Below are 19,141 nucleotides of genomic sequence, written 5' to 3' on the forward strand. Positions count from 1 at the left end.
AGGTCGCGGCCCGGGTTTGCAGAGGTATCGCTCCGCCCGGATCCTGCGATCACGAAATTGACGGATACCCCGGCCGCCGGCGTGGATCGGCGCCGGAGAAGCGCTGCCGAATCCACGCCCGCTCAGCCCGGCAACCGGACCGGCATCAACAGGTAGATGTAGTCGCTGTCCAGGGCCGGATACGCACCGCTCTCGAGCGGCTCCGGCTCCTCCTCACGGGCCGGGAGCAGGACAGCAGGCCGACTCGGCGTGGTGAACCCGAAGGTGACCCGCTCCGAACGCAACGCGGACAAACCGTCGATGAGATATCCGGGATTGAAGGCGATGGTCAGCGGCTCGCCCCGGAAGTCGGCGGTCAGCCATTCCTCGGCCCGCCCGGCATCGTCACCACCGGCCGACAGCTGCAAACCCTCGGGGGAGAACTCCAGCCGCACCTGGGCGCCCCGCTCGGCCACCAGCGCGACACGTTTGATCGCCTCGGTGAGCGACGCCACCGTCAAGGTGGCGATCGAGGTGTGTTCCTTGGGCAGCAGCTGACGGAACTTCGGGAACTCGGCATCGAGCAACCGGGTGGTGGTCCGGCGGCCGCCGTTGACGATGCCCAGGAGGCCGTCTGCGCCCGCACCGGACCCCAGCGAGAGCTGGACCGGCTGATCGGAGGCGCCGAGAGTCTTGGCCGATTCGGAGAGGGTGCGCGCGGGGATCAGCACCGCGGTTTCGATATCGGTGCGCGCGGGCTGCCACTGGATATGGCGTACGGCGAGCCGGAAGCGGTCGGTCGCGGCGAGCACCACCTCGGGGCCCTCGATCTCGACCCGGATACCGGTCAACATGGGCAACGTATCGTCACGCCCGGCCGCGACGGCGACCTGGCCCACGGCCTCGGCGAACACATCCACTACGAGCTGTCCGCTGGACTGCGGGACCTCGGGCAACTGGGGATAATCCTCGACCGGCATCGTGGGCAAGGAGAACTTGGCGCTGCCGCACTGGATCAGTACGCGGCTGCCGTCGACGGAGACGTCCACCGGCTTGTTCGACAGCGCTTTGGTGATATCGGCCAGCAGTTTCCCGGAGACCAGGACTCTGCCCGGTCCGGCGACCTCGGCGGCCACCCGCATCTGAGCCGATACCTCGTAGTCGAACCCGGAGACGGTCAGCCCGTCCTCGTCCGCGACCAGCAGGACTCCGCCGAGAACCGGGACCGGCGGGCGCGACGGCAGACTGCGCGCCACCCATGCGACCGATTCCGCGAAATCCTCACGCGCGACCCGAAACTTCATGCCTGCAAGGTCCATCGCCCGAGGTGTCCTCTCCCGTTCAGTGTGGATCGGTGGCTGTGCTGCCTCCGTGTATCCCGCCGCGCCGATTCCGCCGCACGGCGATGTTACGGCGGCCGCGGCGCCGGCCGACCGCCGGAGAATTCTGGCACAGCGACCGACTTAAGACCGTACCCCGTTTCGCCGCACCGTATCGGCCGCCCCTCCGTGTGGAGGATACGTCCTCGCACCGGCACCGGACCAGGCCCATCACAGGTCCCGGTAACTCGCGGGGGTGTTGTGCACGGCTGTGGACGGTTCATGGGCGGTGCGCGGATCCGTCCCCAGTTGTCCCGGAACAGAGCTGTGCACAAAGCCGGAGTGTGGGTCGGTGTGCCCGGAAGAGGAGACCGGGAGTCGGACGTGTGAGAGGTGCAAGCCCACGGCGGGGAGCATCGACCGGGTACAGCACTGTCCTCGATTGCCATCCGGTACGGCGCGACCCACGCAGTAGGTGTCCCCGAAGCCTGCTCCCGGCTCGTCCTTGTGTGGTTCCGCGACCACCTGCCTTCGTGCCGTGCGCTCGAGACTTGTCCACACATCCTGTTTTCAAGAGAAATTTTCTAGATGAAGAACAGGGGTAGTAATAGGCCCTGTGGAAACTGTGGATTGCCGCCGTTTTCCCAGTTCAGCTGGCGTGTCCGGCTGTGGACTGCTGTGGGATAACTCGAGGATGAATCCGCGCGGCCTGTGGACAGGTTTTGTTGTCCACACAGCATCCACAGTTCATCCCCACGTTGGTCCCCAGAATCCGGGCAGTTGTGCACACTGTGCACGAATCGGTGGATAACCTGTGGATTCCTCGAGGAATCCTCGAGGAATCCACAGGCTGTCCCCAGGCCTCTGACCGAAACGGTCCTGCTCAGTGGGTGTGGATGAAATCGCCTGTGGAAACTGTGGATAACCAGACTGTGGACAACTTGTGCACCCGGGGGTGTGAACACTGTGGACGGATCGGTGGATAACCTGTGGATTCCACAGCCCCAATGATCCAGAAATGGCAGGTCAGAGCGTTGAAAAGCTGTTAGCGACACACCTGTGAGTACTTTCGACACGCCAGGGAGGCGTACGCACCGTCACCGCGGCACGAATGGGTGTCCTCGGCACGGTTTCGCGAAGTCGTTTGGGGCAGCGGAACTTCGACCGTGGAAGTCTCCGACGGAACGCCGGGCCGCGCTCGGCCGGACACGGGATACGAGATCGGCACGCCATGCCCGTCGAATCTGCCGCAAGCTGGTTCCAGTGCCGGGCTAGGTGTAGTTCCCCGTGAGGTTGTGAACGCGGGCTGCGGCGGCCTGGCGGTACGGCTAGCGCACTCCAGCCCTCTGATGCGCATTCCGGGGAGAACACCAGGGACGCGTCGCGCGGCCTTCGATATCGGTGCCTTCGGGAGCCGCGCTCGGCCCCGGGCGGTAGGACGGTCGTATGCCCGGAAGCGCACCGCACAGCCCTCCGGGTATACCGGTCTGGCCGGTGGTTCGGCGCCACCGTGGCGCGGATGCCGTCGACGGTGCCCGAGAGCGACGGCGTTGTGATCCCGCACCGCGGCGAACCGGAGGCGCGGCCGCGGCGTGCGAATACTGGGACTCGGCTGCGGCCGGCCGATCAGCGGGAGCGCTGTTTGATGCGGGCGGTGAGTTCCTGAACCTGGTCGTAGACCCGGCGCCGCTCCGACATCTCCTTGCGGACCTTCTTCTCCGCGTACATGACCGTGGTGTGGTCACGCCCGAATGCCTGGCCGATCTTCGGCAGGGAGAGGTCGGTGAGTTCCCGGCACAGATACATCGCGATCTGACGAGCCTGGGCCAGCGGACGTGCCTTACCGGGCCCGGTCAGCTCCTCCATCGACGTGTTGAAGTACTCGGCGGTGACGCCCATGATCGTCGACGCGGTGATCTCGACGTCCTGTGATTCGGGCATCAGGTCGCGCAGCACCACCTCGGCCACCGACTGATCCAACGGCTGGCCGTTCAACGACGCGAACGCCGTGACCCGGATCAGCGCGCCCTCGAGTTCGCGGATATTGCGCTCCACCCGGCTGGCGATCAACTCCAGCACATCGTGCGGCACGTCCAGGCGATCCATTCGCGCTTTCTTGCGCAGGATCGCGATACGGGTTTCCAGTTCCGGCGGCTGTACATCGGTGATCAGCCCCCATTCGAACCGGGTCCGTAGCCGCTCCTCCAGGGTGGCCAGCTGTTTCGGCGGGCGGTCCGAGGACACCACGATCTGCTTGTTCGCGTTGTGCAGCGTGTTGAAGGTATGGAAGAACTCCTCCTGGATACCTTCCTTGCCCTCGATGAACTGGATATCGTCGACCAGCAGGATGTCGGTTTCGCGGTAGCGGCGTTTGAACGCCACCTTCCGGTCGTCACGCAGACTGTTGATGAAGTCGTTGGTGAATTCCTCGGTGGAGACGTACTTGACCCGCATCCCCGGGAACAACCGCTGCGCGTAGTGGCCGGCGGCGTGCAGCAGATGGGTCTTACCCAGCCCGGAGGCACCCCAGACGAACAACGGGTTGTAGGCGCGGGCGGGCGCCTCGGCGATGGCAACGGCCGCGGCGTGGGCGAAGCGGTTGGACGCGCCGATGACGAAGGTTTCGAAGGTGTACTTCGCGTTCAGGCTCGCCGACGATTTGGCCGTATCACCGGCCTCGGAGGACTTGGCAAAGAAAGTCGGCCACGAATCCCGCACGTTGACCACTGTTTCGTCGTCCCGGTGGCCGTCCGGCGCCGGATCGATACCCGAATCGCGGACACTTTCCCGCAGGCTGTCCCGGTCGGGGTCGCGCAGCGGGTCCCGCGGCGCGGTATCGGCGGGCGGGATATCGGGTACGAAAAGTGTTTCCTGGGCCGGCCGGGTGGTCCGGCGCGACGACAGGATCGGGTCGATATCGGCTGCCGGCTCCCGGGCCGCCACGCCCGGTTCCCGGCCGTTGACCACCGTTTCGCCGAGCTCGGCGCGGCTGGGGGGATAGCTGTCGGGGTAGTCGGCAGGCGGATATTCGCGGTCCCGTTCGTACTCCGGTTCCCGGGTGTATTCGGCGGCGGGTGGAAAGTCGCGGGGATAGGCCCGAGGCGTGGCATAGGTTTCCACGGTCGGCGGATCGGTCTCGTGGGGGTCGGCGGAACCGCGCGCGAAGTCGTTGTCGCGGGCAAGGAACTCGGCACCCGGTACGGATTCCGCGCCGTGTGGCAGTTCGGGGAGGGTAGAACGCCGCACGGGGTCGGGACCGGCCGTTTCCGGGCCGCGCGGGCGGGCCGGATTACGGGGTAGTTCACCGGTCAACGGCAATTCGGCTTCGTGCGAGAACTCCGGGGGCGGAAAGCGGGGCTCGCCGGGTTGCCTCGGACCACCCGGGAAATCGGCACCACCCGGAAAATCGGGACCGCGCGGGCCGCCACGCGCGGGATAGGCACCGGCATCGGGTTCCCGGATCGGTTCGGGACGCCACGGCGGTTCGGCCGCGGTAGGGGTGAAACCGGTGGGGGTACGCCCCGGACCGTTACCGCCGAAAGACTCCGGCCGGGTGTTGACGGGCTCGGGGCGGCTGGTCATCCGGGCGTGCCGTGGCGGCCCGGGTTCGGACCCGGCGGGTACCGGCGCGGCGATCCGGACGCCGAGGCCCTCCACCTGCGGACCGAGTCGTCGGCCCAGTGAACGCAGAATAGGTTCGCGCAGGTCGCGTTCGATGGCTTCCTGCGCGATCGAGGACGGAACCGAGAGCAGTGCGAAACCCTGGACCACCATCAGCGGTTTCACCAGTTTGAGCCAGGCCTGCTGGGCCCTGGTCACCGCGCCTATGGCACCGTCTGGCGAACCGGTGGTCAACTCGGTGACCACCTCCGGCCACACGGTGGCCAGTACGTTCTGCTCGTCGTCCATCCAGTGTCCTCCCCGGGAGTCGGTTGCTCGGCGCAGACGTCCGGGGCTCGCGGTGCGTCTACTGTACTGGTTCGTTCCAGTGACACCGCATACGTCGCTCACCGGATCTGCCGCATCCGACGGATACGGCGCCCGGGGCACTGCCCGGAACCCCCTCTTCCGGCTGCGGCGTGGCACCGTCGGCCCTACGAATATGCCATTCACAGGGTATTTCCACACAATTATCCACAGATGTGGACAATCTCCGGGGACCACCGTTGTGGTCGCGCGCTGCGCCGACCGGACGCGGGTGCTCGACCTGCGGCCCCGTCGGCGAGCGACGTCCCCAGGGTGACCATCGCCACCGCTGCCGGCCGCCGCGAGCGTGTGACCCGATCGCGCCCGGAGGGGCGAGTTTGACCCGGTAGAACTGGATAAGTACCCTCGTACAGTCACCCTCGGCGTGGTGACTGTCCTGTGCTGACCACCTTCCAGGGCGGTGACGCCGAACCGACATCGAGAGAATCACCGAAAGCTTCGGGCGCCGTCGGGTGCCCACCAATTCGAGGAGTGTTGACCGTGGCCAAGGGCAAGCGGACGTTCCAGCCGAACAACCGTCGTCGGGCGCGGGTCCACGGTTTCCGTCTCCGGATGCGGACTCGTGCGGGCCGCGCCATCGTCTCCGGGCGGCGCCGTAAGGGCCGCGCCAGCCTCACCGCCTGATTTCCAACCGAACTCGGTGCCCGATGCCCGGTCCGCCGAACCCCGTGGCCCCCGCCGCCGGTAACACTGCCGGTTCGGCGGCTTCGATGATGTCCGGGTGCCCGGGTGCTTCCTGAGCCGCATCGGTTGCACCGGCGTGCCGATTTCTCCCGGACGGTACGGCGCGGTCGGCGCGCGGGAAAGCGGGACTTGGTCGTCCACGTGCTGGTGGACCACCAGGATCCGGAAGATCCCGAGCTCCGGGTCCGGTTCGGTGGCCCCCGATTCGGGTTGATCGTCAGCAAGGCGGTGGGTCCCGCGGTCGTCCGTCACCGCGTGGCACGCCGCCTGCGCCATATATGTGCCGAACTGACCGCGGATATCTCCGCCGAGGTGGATATCGTGATTCGCGCTCTCCCCGGCGCCGCCGGCGCCGACAGCGATGAGCTTCGCCGCCAGCTGTGTAGCGGGTTACGCCGGCTCGATCTCCCGGCGGTTGCCGACGTGGGCACCGCACTATGAGCACCCGAACCTCGAGGCCGGCCGCCGTCGCCCGATGGCCGGCAAATATTCTGATCTTCTCGATCGAGCTGTACCGGACCTATGTCTCCCCCACGCGGATGCCGGTCTGCCGGTTCACCCCCACCTGTAGCGAGTACGCGGTGACCGCCCTGCGCACCCGTGGACTGATTGTCGGCCTCGGACTGACGGTCGTGCGATTGGCCAAATGTGCGCCCTGGCACCCTGGTGGATGGGATCCCGTGCCGGAGCGGCAGCGCAGTGTCGGCCACGACGACCCGCGGCCCAAAGCTTGTAAGGGATCACCGCACGCGGTGATCGGTGACACTACCGACGGGAGTGCATAGAGCCGTGCTCGATATCATCTACTACCCGGTGTCCTGGATCCTCTGGTTCTGGCATCGGGTATTCGGCTTCGCGTTCGGGGCCGACAACGGCCTGTCCTGGGCGCTGTCCGTGGTTTTCCTGGTCTTCACGCTGCGTCTGGTGCTCTACCGGCCTTTCGTGAGACAGGTCCGTACCACCAAGCAGATGCAGGAGCTGCAGCCGCAGATCAAGGAGCTGCAGAAGAAGTACAAGAACGACCGTCAGAAGATGGCGCTGGAGATGCAGAAACTCCAGAAGGACCACGGCTTCAACCCGCTCATGGGCTGCCTTCCGATCCTCGCCCAGGTGCCCGTCTTCCTCGGTCTGTTCCATGTACTGCGTTCGTTCAACCGCACCGGTCACGGATTCGGCCAGCTCGGTATGGACCCTTACACCAACGCGCATACACCGAACTACGTCTTCAACGTCGACGATGTGCAGTCGTTCCTGAGCGCTCGTATCTTCGGTGCCCCGATCTCCGCATTCATCACCGCACCGGCCGAGGAGCTGCAGGCCTTCGCCGATTACGGCGGCACCCCGAGCCGGGTCAGCATCGCCGCGGTCGCGATCCCGCTCATGGTGATCGCCGCTGTCGCGACTCATTTCAACGCCCGTGCGTCGGTTGCTCGCCAGAGCGCCGAGGCAGCGGCCAATCCGCAGGCCGCCATCATGAACAAGCTGGCGCTGTGGGTGTTCCCGTTCGGTGTGCTGATCGGTGGTCCGTTCCTGCCCATCGCCGTCCTGCTGTACTGGGTGTCCAACAACATCTGGACCTACGGCCAGCAGCATCTCGTCTTCGGCCGGATGGCCAAAGAAGAGGAAGCCAAGCGTCAGGCCAAATTGGAGAAACAGGCGCAGAACGCCCCCAAGCCCGGCGCGAAGCCCGTGGATACCAGGAAGAAGCAAACGGCCAAACCGGCCGACGATTCCGAGGACACTTCCGCCGACAGTACGGCCGACGCGAACGGTTCGAGTCCCGCCAAGACGAACGCCAAACCCAAACAGCCGGGCCAGCGCCGGCCGGGTGGTCAGAAGCGATCCGGCAACCGGGGCCGCCCCAACCAGAAGCGGCGTCGCTGACCCCTCCTCCGCAGACCCCTTGTGATCGGAACGCCGGCCGACGGGTGGTCGGCGTCCCGGCGAGCAGATAAAGGAAACATATGACACTCGAGACCGAAGGTGGCGACGCCACCGCCAGCGCATCCGCAACTGTGGTCGAGCCGGACGTCGCGGATTCGGCGAGCGACGCCGAGGAAGCACTCATCGAAGAGGGCGAGATCGCGGGCGACTATCTCGAACAACTACTCGATGTGCTCGACTTCGACGGTGATATCGACCTCGATGTCGAAGGTGATCGTGCGGTGGTCAGTATCGACGGCGGCAAGGATCTGTCGAAGCTGGTCGGCCACAGCGGTGAGGTACTCGACGCGCTCCAGGAACTCACCCGGCTCGCCGTGCAGCAGGCGACCGGGGTGCGAAGCCGGTTGATGCTCGATGTGGCGGGCTGGCGAGCGAAACGACGCGCGGATTTGAGCGCCCTCGGCGCAGCGGCCGCGCAGCGCGTCCTGCAAACCGGTTCGCCCGAGGAGCTCGCCCCGATGACGCCGTTCGAACGCAAGATCGTCCACGATGCGGTCGCCGCGATCGACGGAGTGGCCAGCGAGAGCGAGGGCGTGGAGCCGAACCGCCGCGTTGTCGTCATACCGGACTGAGTCCCCCGCACCGGCCGAGTAGCCGGGAATCGGTGGATGTGAAGGGCCCGAGTCGCACGGACTCGGGCCCTTCGCACGTCGAGGCCCGGCTGGCCGAGAACGATCCGGCCGTGGGGGGCTACGGTGAGAGACCGTAGTGGGTCTGTCCGTTCAATCTTGTCGATCTCGATCGAACAGAAGGGTGTTTCACGTGAAACCAGAACTCGGCGATTCAGCGGCCGTGGTGTCGCAGTCGCCGCCGCCGGCGGAAGCAGAGGCTGTCTTCGGCGAGCGGCTGGGATCGGCGTGTGACTACTGGACCGCTCTCGCTACCGCAGGGGTGGAGCGCGGACTGATCGGCCCGCGGGAAGTGCCCCGCCTCTGGGAGCGTCATATCCTCAACTGCGCTGTCGTCGGCGAACTGATCGGCGAGGGAGCCTCGGTAGTCGATATCGGGAGCGGCGCGGGGTTGCCCGGAATTCCGCTCGCTCTCGCCCGCCCGGACCTGCGGATCACCCTCGTCGAGCCACTACTGCGTCGGACGGTTTTCCTCAAGGAGTTCATCGACGCGGCGGGACTCGGGATCACCGTGGTGCGTGGTCGGGCGGAACAACCCGGGGTGATCCAGGAAGCGGGCGGTGCCGACGTGGTGACCTCCCGGGCCGTCGCCCCCTTGGCGAAGCTGGCGGAATGGTCGATCCCGCTGCTGCATGAACACGGACATATGCTCGCCCTCAAAGGGGCGAGTGTCGCCGAGGAACTGGAACGCGATCGCGTGGCCGTCGAAAGGGTGGGGGCCGGCAATTTCGCGGTTCTGGAATGCGGCGCCGGGATAGTCGATCCACCTACGGTGGTTCTTTCGGCCGAACGTCTGCGGCGGTCGGAGCGGCCGTCCAAGCGATCGAAGAAACGCGCGAGAGCGCAGCGGCGGTCCGAATCAGACCAAACCTGATCCGGACCCGCGTCTGGCGCACTCCCCCGCCGCGGCCATCGATGTTTCCCGTGAAACGTCCATTTGCTCGAAACACGGCGCTGGGCGATCCGGACTCCCGGACTCCCGGACTCCCGGACTCCCGGACTCCCGGACTCCCGGACTCCCGGACTCCCGGACTCCCGGACTCCCGGACTCCCGGACTCCCGGACTCCCGGACTTGTGCGGGCGACTGCTGTCTGCACGGGGGTATTCGAAGCGACGTGAGCGCTTCGTCGTTGTCGTTTGCAGACCAGAGTGTCCACCGCCGTAGGACGACACCACATCGCAGGGCCGAATGTTGTTGAGGGGGTGGCACGGTCCGGGGAGGCGGCGGGGCCCGCCGAGACGACCCGCGACGCGGTGAGGCGCGCTGATGTAGTTGGCCTGGCCTGCCGGCGTCGGCTCAATTGGCTGGAGGGGTGCAGCGCTAGCGAGCCGGACGCGCGGTCGTGGTCCATCTGTTTCGCACACGTTGCGATCCCGGCGCAAGGGTGGGTGTGAACCCGGGCTTCTCGGTGATGGTCGACGGTATGCCGAGTCGGTCGGAGCGAGCTGCCATAGGTGTTCCTCAGTCGCCGACCGATGTTTCACGGGAAACATGGAGAAATGCGAGAGCGAAACGGGCCACCACGACTGGTTTACGGAGGTGGTGTGGTGCGGTCGCTCGTGCCGGACGAGGATGTGTCGAGCGGGACAATAACGCTCCCCTTCCCTGTCGTTGAGTGCGTTACCCGGCCACGTATTACCGGAATGGACGATGGCACGGATCGAGCGGGTGCCGTCACCGTGACGAATGGTGGTGTCACCGGAGGTTGAAGGACGGGCACCAAGTCGAGCCATCCTTCGGCCGCGTTCGCGGACACCTGCCGTGCTCGCGCCGTAGATGACCGTTGGCATGCAGATTCCACGGCCGAGCAATCAACAGCCGTACCGGGGTCGCGTCCAGCCGAGGGCCGACTACCCGAAGTCGGGCCTGGTATGGAGGAAACACGATGCTCGGTTCGCTCGCGGTCGACGCGACTCCGGGTCTATCTTCGGTCGACTCTGGAGGCGAGATGAGCACCGCGGAAATTCCAGATCCGGCGGCGGGCCAACGATGTCGGGTCACTTCGCGTCAGGCTCCACCGGCGCCGATGTCATGGGCACGGTGGGCGCGCTCCGAGAAGCGTCGCTGTTGCGCGAGTTGTCGCGGCGGGCGGCGGGTAGCTCTGGCAAAGGAGCCGACAGGCCGCATCGGCTCTACGGTTCCGTGGCGGAACGCAGCCAGCGTACCCGGGATGATCAACCGCACCGCAGTGGTGCGCATGGTCGGCAGGACAAGAAATGGCGCCCGCCGGGGTTGCCGCTGACAGCGCGCTTCGCCCTGCGTAGCTCGGTGTAGCTCGGGAAAGCCGAATATCGGCGCGCCAGGGCACGTGGAGGCGTCACCGGTGTTTCCCGTGAAACATCTCGGCCATGAGCACTGTGCCCCCGGACCCCTCGCGTCGACGAGGCCGTCGCCCGCGATTCGGTTCTACCTCGTCGTCGTTCCGCAGACCCGAGTGCGTGCACCGGCTCGCTGTTGAGGTACGACCGGGTGGTCTGCCCACACTCTTGAACGCAAGGGAATCTCGTCGAAGGTCGTGGAGCGCGCCGGCGGTTGGAAGCGTTCGATCGGATGGTTGCGATTGCTTCATGGGTACCGGTGTGGCACCGAACGTGTTTCCGGGCGATGAATTCGGGCGAGTTCCGCGTGTCGCGGGCGCGTCGCAGCGATTCAGCTTTCTTCTCGGGCTCGCTGCTGGCAAGCTATTGGACGTCGGGCGTGAGCGTCGGTGCCACGGAGGAATCTTGGCGTTGCAGCGGTGCAGCTCCGTTCGATCGACCGGTGGCTCAGTGTCCGCGTCGGAGGAGGTGGCTTCGCGTGACGACGCAGTCCAGCGAAGCCACCCGTCCCGCACGGATGCCGCAGTCCTGGTCGTGGATCGTCGTTCGGTCCAGCACGGCTTGTTTCGACGACACGGCGCCGGCGTCTGTCAGGCCACGTGATCTTGCAGTTCTCGCGTTAGGAGCGGTCTATGTCGAACGGTTCAGCGAATGTTTCACGGGAAACATCGCGCGTGCCGGGAATGCTGGATGGCAGCAATATCGGCCCGGAGGCATTCGGAAGCACACCGTATGGCCATATCTCCCCCACCGAGACGCCGATCGCTGCCGAGGCGCACCGCGCAAGCCAGTTAATGCATCCAGGAAAGGTGACAGTGCCGAAACCTCATGAGCAACGCATCATCACTGTAGCCAACCAGAAAGGCGGAGTCGGCAAGACCACGACAACGGTCAATCTGGCCGCAGCCCTGGCGCATCAGGGGATGAAGGTGCTCGTGATCGATCTGGATCCGCAGGGCAACGCCAGTACCGCGCTCGGGGTCGAGCATCACTCCGGTGTTCCGTCGACCTACGAATTGTTGATCGGCGAGATCAAGGTTCAGGATGCGATCCAGCAGAGCCCGCACAGTGACAACCTGCTCTGCATCCCGGCAACAATCGACCTCGCCGGTGCCGAGATCGAATTGGTCTCGATGGTGGCTCGCGAAGCACGGTTGAAAGGCGCCATCCAGGAAGCCAATATCGCCGGCTACGACATCGACTACGTGATGATCGACTGCCCGCCGTCGCTCGGCCTGCTCACGATCAACGCCATGGTCGCGGCCCGGGAAGTCCTGATCCCGATCCAATGCGAGTACTACGCCCTCGAGGGCGTAGGCCAGCTGATCCGGAATATCGGCTTGGTCCAGTCTCATCTCAATCCGGAACTCCATGTGTCGACCGTGGTTCTCACCATGTACGACGGCCGGACCAAACTGGCCGATCAGGTGGCCGAAGAGGTTCGCAGCCATTTCGGGGACGTCGTTCTGCGGTCGGTCATTCCGCGGAGCGTCAAGGTTTCCGAGGCGCCCGGCTACGGTATGACAGTTCTCGATTACGACCCCGGTTCCCGCGGCGCCCTCAGCTATCTGGATGCCGGCCGGGAAATGGCCGCGCGCGGCGCAGCTCGGCAGGCAGCGCTCACGGAAGGCGCGCAGTGAACGGATCGGGAATGGCTGTGGATGCGGGCAATGGAAAGGGTAGGCCGGTGAGTCAGTCGAAAAAGGGTGGGCTCGGACGCGGTCTGGCGGCATTGATCCCCACCGGCCCGGCTCCGGTGGCGACCGGGCTGGGTTCCGAGGCCGCTGATGCGGTGATCGGTCTCGATCCGGGGCCGCGGCCCGCCTCCACCTATCTGCACCAGGTTCCCGAACCTGTGGAGAGCCCCGATCTCGCGTCTGCCGGGGACGCGGTGTACCGGGAGATAGCTCCCGGAAAGATCGAACCCAATCCGAAGCAGCCCCGGCAGTATTTCGACGATGAGGCGCTCGCCGAACTGATCCACTCGATTCGCGAGTTCGGTTTGATGCAGCCGATCGTGGTCCGGGAACTGGAGCCCGGCGGTGACCGCTATCAGCTCATCATGGGTGAGCGACGCTGGCGGGCCTGCCAGGAGGCGGGGCTGGAGGTCATTCCCGCCATCGTCCGGGATACCAACGATGATGCGATGCTGCGCGACGCCCTGCTGGAGAATATCCATCGCGTACAGCTCAACCCGCTCGAGGAGGCAGCAGCCTATCAGCAGCTGCTGGAGGAGTTCGGGGTTACGCAGGAGGAGCTGGCGTCTCGGCTCGGGCGTTCGCGGCCTGTGGTGACGAATATGATCCGCCTCCTGAAGCTACCGATCCCGGTGCAGCGCCGCGTCGCGGCAGGGGTCCTGTCTGCCGGGCATGCGCGGGCGCTGCTGGGCCTGGAGGGCGGTGCCGACGCACAGGAGGTACTGGCCGCCAGGATCGTGGCCGAGGGGCTTTCTGTGCGGTCCACCGAGGAAGCGGTAAAGCTGTCGAACCGGGAACAGGAACCGGCCAAGCCGCCCGCGCCGCGTCGGCCGCCCATCCACTCCCCCGGATTACAGGATGTCGCCGACCGGCTGTCGTCGTCATTCGATACTCAGGTTTCGGTGAGCCTCGGGAAGCGGAAGGGCAAAATTGTCGTCGAGTTCGGGTCAGTGGACGATCTGGAGCGGATCGTCGGAATGATGCTGCAAACTACGCTGAACAATTGAAATTTCGGCTTGTTGACCGCATAACCTCTGCCTCGGCCACAAAACGTCACTGTGACAATGAAGGATCGAGTGGCCGATGTGCCGAGGCAGTCCTTGACCGAAGACTTAGTGACGCGGAATGAGGCGGGTTCACTTGATCGCATATTCTTGCTGGCGAGAAACCATTGATGCGGCGTGAGCATAGACGAATCGGATAGCTGGAGGCTGAGCAGAGCGGTGTCGACCAGCGTCACAGGTTTAACCCTGGAAAGCATCAGCCGGTTGCCGGCGCATGCTCGCCGGTGTGTGTTCTGGGAGATCGACCCGGCGGTGGCCGCGGACTCCTGCGAATTCAGCGATCCGGTATTCGAGAAGGAAGCCTGGATCTCGACGGTGATGCTCGAATGGGGTTCGTGCGGACAACTCGCGACGATAGATGACAAAACCGTCGGTTGTGCACTTTATGCACCGCCCAGGGTGGTGCCGCGGGCCGGCCTCTTCCCCACCTCGCCGGTGAGCCCCGATGCCATCCTGCTGACCACTCTCGGCACCGAGTACCCCGATCTGGACGGTGATATCGCCTACCGGATGGTGCAGGGGGTCGTCACAGATCTGGTCCGCCGCGGTGTGCGCGCCCTGGAAGCGTTCGGTATCCGGGAGGCACACGCAAGCACCGCTCTCTCCGATCGTCCGACCGGGACTATGCGGCTGATGGAACGCATCGGTGTCCCCGGGCGCGGAGCCCGACGTTCGGTGATGGAGTGCAGCCCGGAGAACTGCATGATCGACGCCGATTTTCTACAGGAGGTCGGGTTCGAGGTGGTGGCACCGCATCACCGTTTCCCCCGGTTGCGGCTGGAACTCGACACCGATCACGGTTGGAAAGAGGATGTCGAGCGAGCTCTCGACCAGCTGCTGGCCGCCGCGTCGATGACAGTGCCGACCCGGATCCTCACCCTCTGAGGCTGTCGGCCGGGGGTCGCTAGCCGCTGTCGGCGGCGGCGAGTTCCTCGGCCAGTAGCTCGGCGAAAGTGTATGTGCCGGTGGGTTGATCGTCCTGACCCAGTAGATAGAGCCGTTTCACCGAGATCAGGATGGCTTCCGCGATGACATCGCGCATCCGCGGATCGGCCAGCACCGACGCATCGTATTGGTTGGTGACGTATCCCAGATCCACCTGCACGGTCGGCATCTTGGTGAGACGCAGTAGATCCCAGGTACGCGGGTGGGTCCGGCAGTCCTGCAGAGAGGTCCGGGCCACTACCTCACGCTGGATGAACCCGGCCAGCACCTGGCCGATCATAGAAACCGAACCGTGCGAATTACCGAAGTAGAACCCGGCCACACCGTTGGCCATCGGGCTGGAGTTGGACGCACACCGCAGCGAGATCATCAGATCCGCATCGAAAGCGTTGGAGGTTTCGGCGCGTTCCGCATCGGTGGGGTTGCTCCCCCAGGGGCGGGACAGGAAAGTCTCCATCCCGGTTGCTGCCATCCGGCCCTCCAACCGGCTGGCCAGATCCCACAGGATCTCCTGCTCGTACACATCGCCGAACTCGGTGGGCACGGCACGGCCACGGTCGGGCCCACCCAGACCCGGATCGATGACGATGCGTTTTCCGGTGAGCTGCGGACCGGCTCGATGCACCACTTCTTCCTCGGCAATCCGATGCGGATTACCGCCGGTGACCCGGGCACCGAGCAATTCGAGCGAACGCAGCGTATCGGGACCACAGATACCGTCGGCGGCCAGCCCGATTTCCCGTTGGAACGAGGTCAGACCCTCATGCGTATGCGGACCGAAGAAACCGTCCACCCGGTGGACATAGAAACCGAGGTCCTGTAGCCGGCGCTGCAGGGTCGCCACATCGTCGCCGTACAGCGGCGCCGAAAGCTGGTAGATGAGGGTGCGGGCACCCAGACGATAGGACGCTTCTTTCAGCGCCCGGTAGGTTGCGGGACCGATCTCACCGTCGACCAGGAGTCCGCGGTGCTGCTGGAAGGCACGCACCGCGGAGTCGAGCTGATAATCGAAGGTGGCTTCGGTGTCTTTCCAGTACTCGTCCGAACCATTGGTCTGCGCGCCGTTGTGCGCGTGCAGGAACCCCAGACTCGCCAGGGTGCTCCGAACCTCTGCTACGGCTGGACCGGTGTCGCCGTGACGAAGTCGGTGCATGCGTGAGGGCCCTTCCTTCCGTCAATCCCGGGTACCCACTCATGCGATGGCGTACACCCTCGCACGACGGAGCGTGGTCGATTCTGTCAGACCCGGACCGGAATTCGACAATCTTGGTCAGGGCATACTACGGCGCGTCGCCGCGTAACGGCCGCCGGATGGCCTATTCGAGACGTCAGATGACGTCTTCGATTTCCCGCAGGAGGGCGGCCTTCCCCTTGGCTCCGACGATCTGCTTCACCGGCTTGCCACCGGCAAACAGGATCATAGTCGGCACGCTCATGACCTGGTAATCGCGGGCGGTATCGGGGTTCGCGTCGATATCGAGCTTGGCGACGGTGAGCTTGTCGGCGTGCGAGCCCGCGATCTCCTCCAGCACGGGGGCGACCATCTTGCACGGTCCGCACCAGGTGGCCCAGAAATCGACCAGCACCGGCTTCTCACTCTGCAGGACGGCATCGGCGAACGAGGTATCGGTGACGGTGACCGTGTTGGTGGTCTCGGACATGGCGGTTCTCCTTGGTTCTCCGGACGCCCGTGCGCCCGGGGCTGGGGCGGGCAGCCGAGCCCGTGGCTCAGCTGCCCGGTGAGCCCTCCGGACTCAATTCGCTGTCGGAACGGCGACGGGCTCGTCGGCGTGCGGCAGCGTATTGCTGGTGATATCGCCCTTTTCGGCGAGCCAGCGTTCGGCGTCGATGGCGGCCCGGCAGCCGGTGCCGGCCGCGGTGATGGCCTGCATATAGGTGTGGTCGACGAGGTCACCCGCGGCGAAGACGCCGGGGACCGAGGTCGCGGTACCCGGATCACGCACCAGGACATAGCCTTCCGCGTTCAGATCCACCTGGCCGCGGACGAGTTCGCTGCGCGGGTCGTGGCCGATGGCGACGAAGAATCCGGTGGCAGGCAGCTCGGAGGTTTCTCCGGTGCGGGTATCGCGCAGGGTCAACGAGGTGACGCTGGTTTCCCCGTGTACCTGGACCACCTGGGCATTGGTGCGGAACCGGATCTTCTCGTTGTTCTTGGCGCGTTCGAGCATGATGCGGGATGCGCGGAATTCCTCCCGCCGATGTACGACGGTGACGCTCGAGGCGAACTTGGTGAGGAAGATCGCCTCCTCCATCGCCGAATCGCCACCGCCGGCCACCACGATGTCCTGCCCCTTGAAGAAGAAACCGTCGCAGGTGGCGCAGGCGCTGACACCGCGGCCGAGAAGTTCCTGCTCACCGGGGATATTCAGATAACGCGCAGCCGACCCCATGGCCAGGATCACCGCATGGGCCTCGTAGACATCGTCTCCGACGGTGACCTTCTTCACCGGGCCACTCAGATCGATCGCGTCCACGTCTTCGGTGCGAATATCCGCACCGAAGCGTTTGGCCTGCTCCCGCATCTGTTCCATCAGATCGGGGCCCATGATTCCGTCGCGGAAACCCGGGAAGTTCTCGACCTCGGTGGTGGTCATCAGGGCACCGCCGAACTGGGTGCCCTCGAACACCAGCGGCTCGAGTTCGGCGCGGGCGGCGTACACGGCGGCGGTGTAACCGGCCGGTCCGGAGCCGACGATGATCAGGTCGCGAACTGGCGTGCTCATGGGACCCTTCCGGAGAAAGCTGATGGGGACGTTTCGGTCAACAACAGGGTAGACGGGCTTTGTTCCCGGCGATGGCCTGCACCGGACCGCGACTCGCGCTTGTGCGGGGCAGGTGCCGGGCAGCACCGGATCGTGGCCGTACAGAACACGCACGGCCGGAGGGAGCGGGCGGCATTCTCAGCCGATATCGGTGATCGAGGTGAGTAGCTCCGGGTTACCCGGTCCGCATCCGGGTCCGACGACCAGCGCGGTGATCTGCGCACCGTTTCGACCGCCGACGAGTATGAGCACCGCGTCGGTACGGTCGCGGAACCTCATCTCGGTGGACCCGAGTACGGGGCGATCGACCCCGGCGGCCCGGACACACGCGGCGAGGGCGGCGGGATCGGCCAGCCGGCCGGGAACATCGTGGCGACCCAGGGCACGGAGCGCGACCGCCGTATCGATGTCGGCGCCCGGTTCCGTACCTGCGGTGCCGGTCGGCGCGGCGGTCGGCGTCGTTTCGCCGTCGGGCCGGGTGCCGACCAACAATGCGGCGCCGGCGCAGATCAGCACCGCCGCGGCTGCCGCGATCGTGGCAGCGATCCGCCGGCGCCGACGATAGGAGTCCAGCGATATCGGCGCCCCACCGATCGGCCCGGCCACCGGAGCGGACCGGTCGGCGTCCGCAGCGCCGGACCTTCCGGAGAACGCCGGTGCCCGGATATCGCCGAGTGGCACAGTCGCCTCCACCGACCCGGCGGTGTCGGCACCGCCCGTGCGGCCCGCTGCGCTCCCGAGGGATTCGGCGAACGCGTCCAACCGGGCCGCGATCTCCGCCGGCATCGGGCGGACCACCCGATCGGACTCGGCGAGGCCGGTGAGGGAGGCCCGCAAAGCATCGAGTGATTCGAGATAACGCCGGGCGTCCGGATCCTGCCGGACCGCGGGCCAGAGCCGGGCCTCGAGTTCGGGGTCGATATTTCCGGCGTGCAGATCGGCGAGCAACTCCGCGGAGAAAGGAGGTTGCGGAACGGGGCTCATGACCTTCGCACCTCCAATGCTGCTGCGTCCATCTGGCTCGGGTATCGATTCCTGGGTTCTGCGGTTGCACTCCGTCGAGTACATACCGTTCGGGAAGGAAAATGTGTCACTGGTTTGGACGCGTCGGCCTCACATCCGGTTCCCCTCCTCGTTCAGCGAATCCAATTCGGCCTTGAGCCGTTGCCGCGCCCGCGCACATCTGCTCTTGATCGTGCCCACCGGAACACCGAGCAGATCGGCTGCGTCGGCGACGCTGTAACCCTCGACGTCCACGGCCACCACCGCGGCGCGCTGGTCCGGTGGGAGCGCGTACAGGGCACGTTCCAGCACGATGGAGATGTCGATACGGCTGTATTCGTCGGCGTAGTCGGATATTTCGGGCCAGACCTCCGGCGGCAGGACCACCGCCCGCTGGGCGCGATTGCGCCGGATACGGTCCAGGCAGGCATTGACGACAATGCGATGCAGCCAGGTGCGGACCCCGGATTCGCCGCGAAAGGACCCCGCATTGCGATGGGCCGAAAGCAGGGCTTCCTGGAGCGCATCGGCGGCGTCCTCGGGGGTGTAGCAGACCCGCGCGGCGGTCTGCCACAGGTGGTCGTTGTGCCGGCGGATCAATGCGGCGAACGCATGCGGAGCCCCGGCCGCGTGCGCCCGCAGTAATTCGATATCCGAGGTGCTGTCGAACCCGGTTTCTCGCGCCCCCGACTCAGGGGGCGGCGCCGGCCCCCCCCCCCCCCCCCCAATAAAATAGGGCGACAATAGCCAAACCCGTGGGCAACCCCCCCCGCCAGCGGAGGCACGGG

16 protein-coding genes are annotated in these 19,141 nt (G+C 65.8%); 9 read left to right on the forward strand and 7 right to left on the reverse strand.

What is annotated here, in order from left to right; all coding sequences use genetic code 11:
• Window positions 1-122: 122 nt before the first annotated feature.
• Window positions 123-1,298: a DNA polymerase III subunit beta gene (dnaN, locus tag QH195_RS31865; RefSeq protein ID WP_280438116.1), complete on the reverse strand. Its 1,176-nt coding sequence runs from the start codon at window positions 1,296-1,298 to the stop codon at window positions 123-125.
• Between the two features lie 1,626 nt (window positions 1,299-2,924).
• A complete protein-coding gene (gene dnaA, locus QH195_RS31870) occupies window positions 2,925-5,207 on the reverse strand; it encodes a chromosomal replication initiator protein DnaA (RefSeq protein ID WP_280438117.1) in 2,283 nt (760 codons plus the stop codon).
• 558 nt (window positions 5,208-5,765) lie between these two features.
• On the opposite strand from dnaA, the gene rpmH reads away from it, so the two are divergent.
• From rpmH to QH195_RS31915, 9 genes are all read left to right on the forward strand, one after another.
• Window positions 5,766-5,909: a 50S ribosomal protein L34 gene (gene rpmH, locus QH195_RS31875; protein ID WP_084492389.1), complete on the forward strand. Its 144-nt coding sequence runs from the start codon at window positions 5,766-5,768 to the stop codon at window positions 5,907-5,909.
• Between the two features lie 105 nt (window positions 5,910-6,014).
• Window positions 6,015-6,410, forward strand: a complete 396-nt coding sequence (gene rnpA / locus QH195_RS31880; protein ID WP_280438118.1) for a ribonuclease P protein component — start codon at window positions 6,015-6,017, stop codon at window positions 6,408-6,410.
• Complete coding sequence (gene yidD / locus QH195_RS31885) at window positions 6,407-6,754, forward strand: membrane protein insertion efficiency factor YidD (protein ID WP_280420395.1); 348 nt, start codon at window positions 6,407-6,409, stop codon at window positions 6,752-6,754. The genes rnpA and yidD overlap by 4 nt, the downstream gene beginning before the upstream one ends.
• 4 nt (window positions 6,755-6,758) lie before the next feature.
• Window positions 6,759-7,853 carry a membrane protein insertase YidC gene (yidC, locus tag QH195_RS31890; protein ID WP_280438119.1) on the forward strand — a complete coding sequence of 365 codons (1,095 nt, stop codon included), beginning with the start codon at window positions 6,759-6,761 and terminating at the stop codon, window positions 7,851-7,853.
• 80 nt (window positions 7,854-7,933) lie between these two features.
• Window positions 7,934-8,485, forward strand: coding sequence for a protein jag (locus QH195_RS31895; RefSeq protein WP_280438120.1), 552 nt, complete (start codon window positions 7,934-7,936; stop codon window positions 8,483-8,485).
• 181 nt (window positions 8,486-8,666) lie between these two features.
• Window positions 8,667-9,416 (forward strand): 16S rRNA (guanine(527)-N(7))-methyltransferase RsmG, encoded by a 750-nt coding sequence (rsmG, locus tag QH195_RS31900; protein ID WP_432278490.1) that lies wholly within the window; start codon window positions 8,667-8,669, stop codon window positions 9,414-9,416.
• 2,129 nt (window positions 9,417-11,545) lie between these two features.
• Window positions 11,546-12,502 (forward strand): ParA family protein, encoded by a 957-nt coding sequence (locus QH195_RS31905; RefSeq protein WP_280420418.1) that lies wholly within the window; start codon window positions 11,546-11,548, stop codon window positions 12,500-12,502.
• A gap of 47 nt (window positions 12,503-12,549) precedes the next feature.
• Window positions 12,550-13,566, forward strand: a complete 1,017-nt coding sequence (locus QH195_RS31910; RefSeq protein ID WP_280420398.1) for a ParB/RepB/Spo0J family partition protein — start codon at window positions 12,550-12,552, stop codon at window positions 13,564-13,566.
• A gap of 216 nt (window positions 13,567-13,782) precedes the next feature.
• Complete coding sequence (locus QH195_RS31915) at window positions 13,783-14,508, forward strand: GNAT family N-acetyltransferase (protein ID WP_280420399.1); 726 nt, start codon at window positions 13,783-13,785, stop codon at window positions 14,506-14,508.
• Window positions 14,509-14,527: 19 nt separating this feature from the next.
• Here the strand turns inward: QH195_RS31915 and QH195_RS31920 are convergent, their stop codons facing one another.
• The 5 genes from QH195_RS31920 to sigM all read right to left on the reverse strand — a co-directional run bounded on the left by QH195_RS31920 (window position 14,528) and on the right by sigM (window position 19,004).
• A complete protein-coding gene (locus tag QH195_RS31920; RefSeq protein WP_280420400.1) occupies window positions 14,528-15,721 on the reverse strand; it encodes an N-acetylmuramoyl-L-alanine amidase in 1,194 nt (397 codons plus the stop codon).
• A gap of 175 nt (window positions 15,722-15,896) precedes the next feature.
• Window positions 15,897-16,229, reverse strand: a complete 333-nt coding sequence (trxA, locus tag QH195_RS31925) for a thioredoxin (protein WP_033243761.1) — start codon at window positions 16,227-16,229, stop codon at window positions 15,897-15,899.
• Window positions 16,230-16,322: 93 nt separating this feature from the next.
• Window positions 16,323-17,312: a thioredoxin-disulfide reductase gene (gene trxB / locus QH195_RS31930; RefSeq protein ID WP_280420401.1), complete on the reverse strand. Its 990-nt coding sequence runs from the start codon at window positions 17,310-17,312 to the stop codon at window positions 16,323-16,325.
• Window positions 17,313-17,489: 177 nt separating this feature from the next.
• Complete coding sequence (locus tag QH195_RS31935; protein WP_280420402.1) at window positions 17,490-18,335, reverse strand: hypothetical protein; 846 nt, start codon at window positions 18,333-18,335, stop codon at window positions 17,490-17,492.
• 129 nt (window positions 18,336-18,464) lie between these two features.
• A complete protein-coding gene (gene sigM / locus QH195_RS31940) occupies window positions 18,465-19,004 on the reverse strand; it encodes an RNA polymerase sigma factor SigM (RefSeq protein ID WP_280438122.1) in 540 nt (179 codons plus the stop codon).
• Window positions 19,005-19,141 lie beyond the last annotated feature (137 nt).

It is taken from the genome of Nocardia carnea (assembly GCF_029868855.1).
GTDB lineage: Bacteria > Actinomycetota > Actinomycetes > Mycobacteriales > Mycobacteriaceae > Nocardia > Nocardia carnea_A.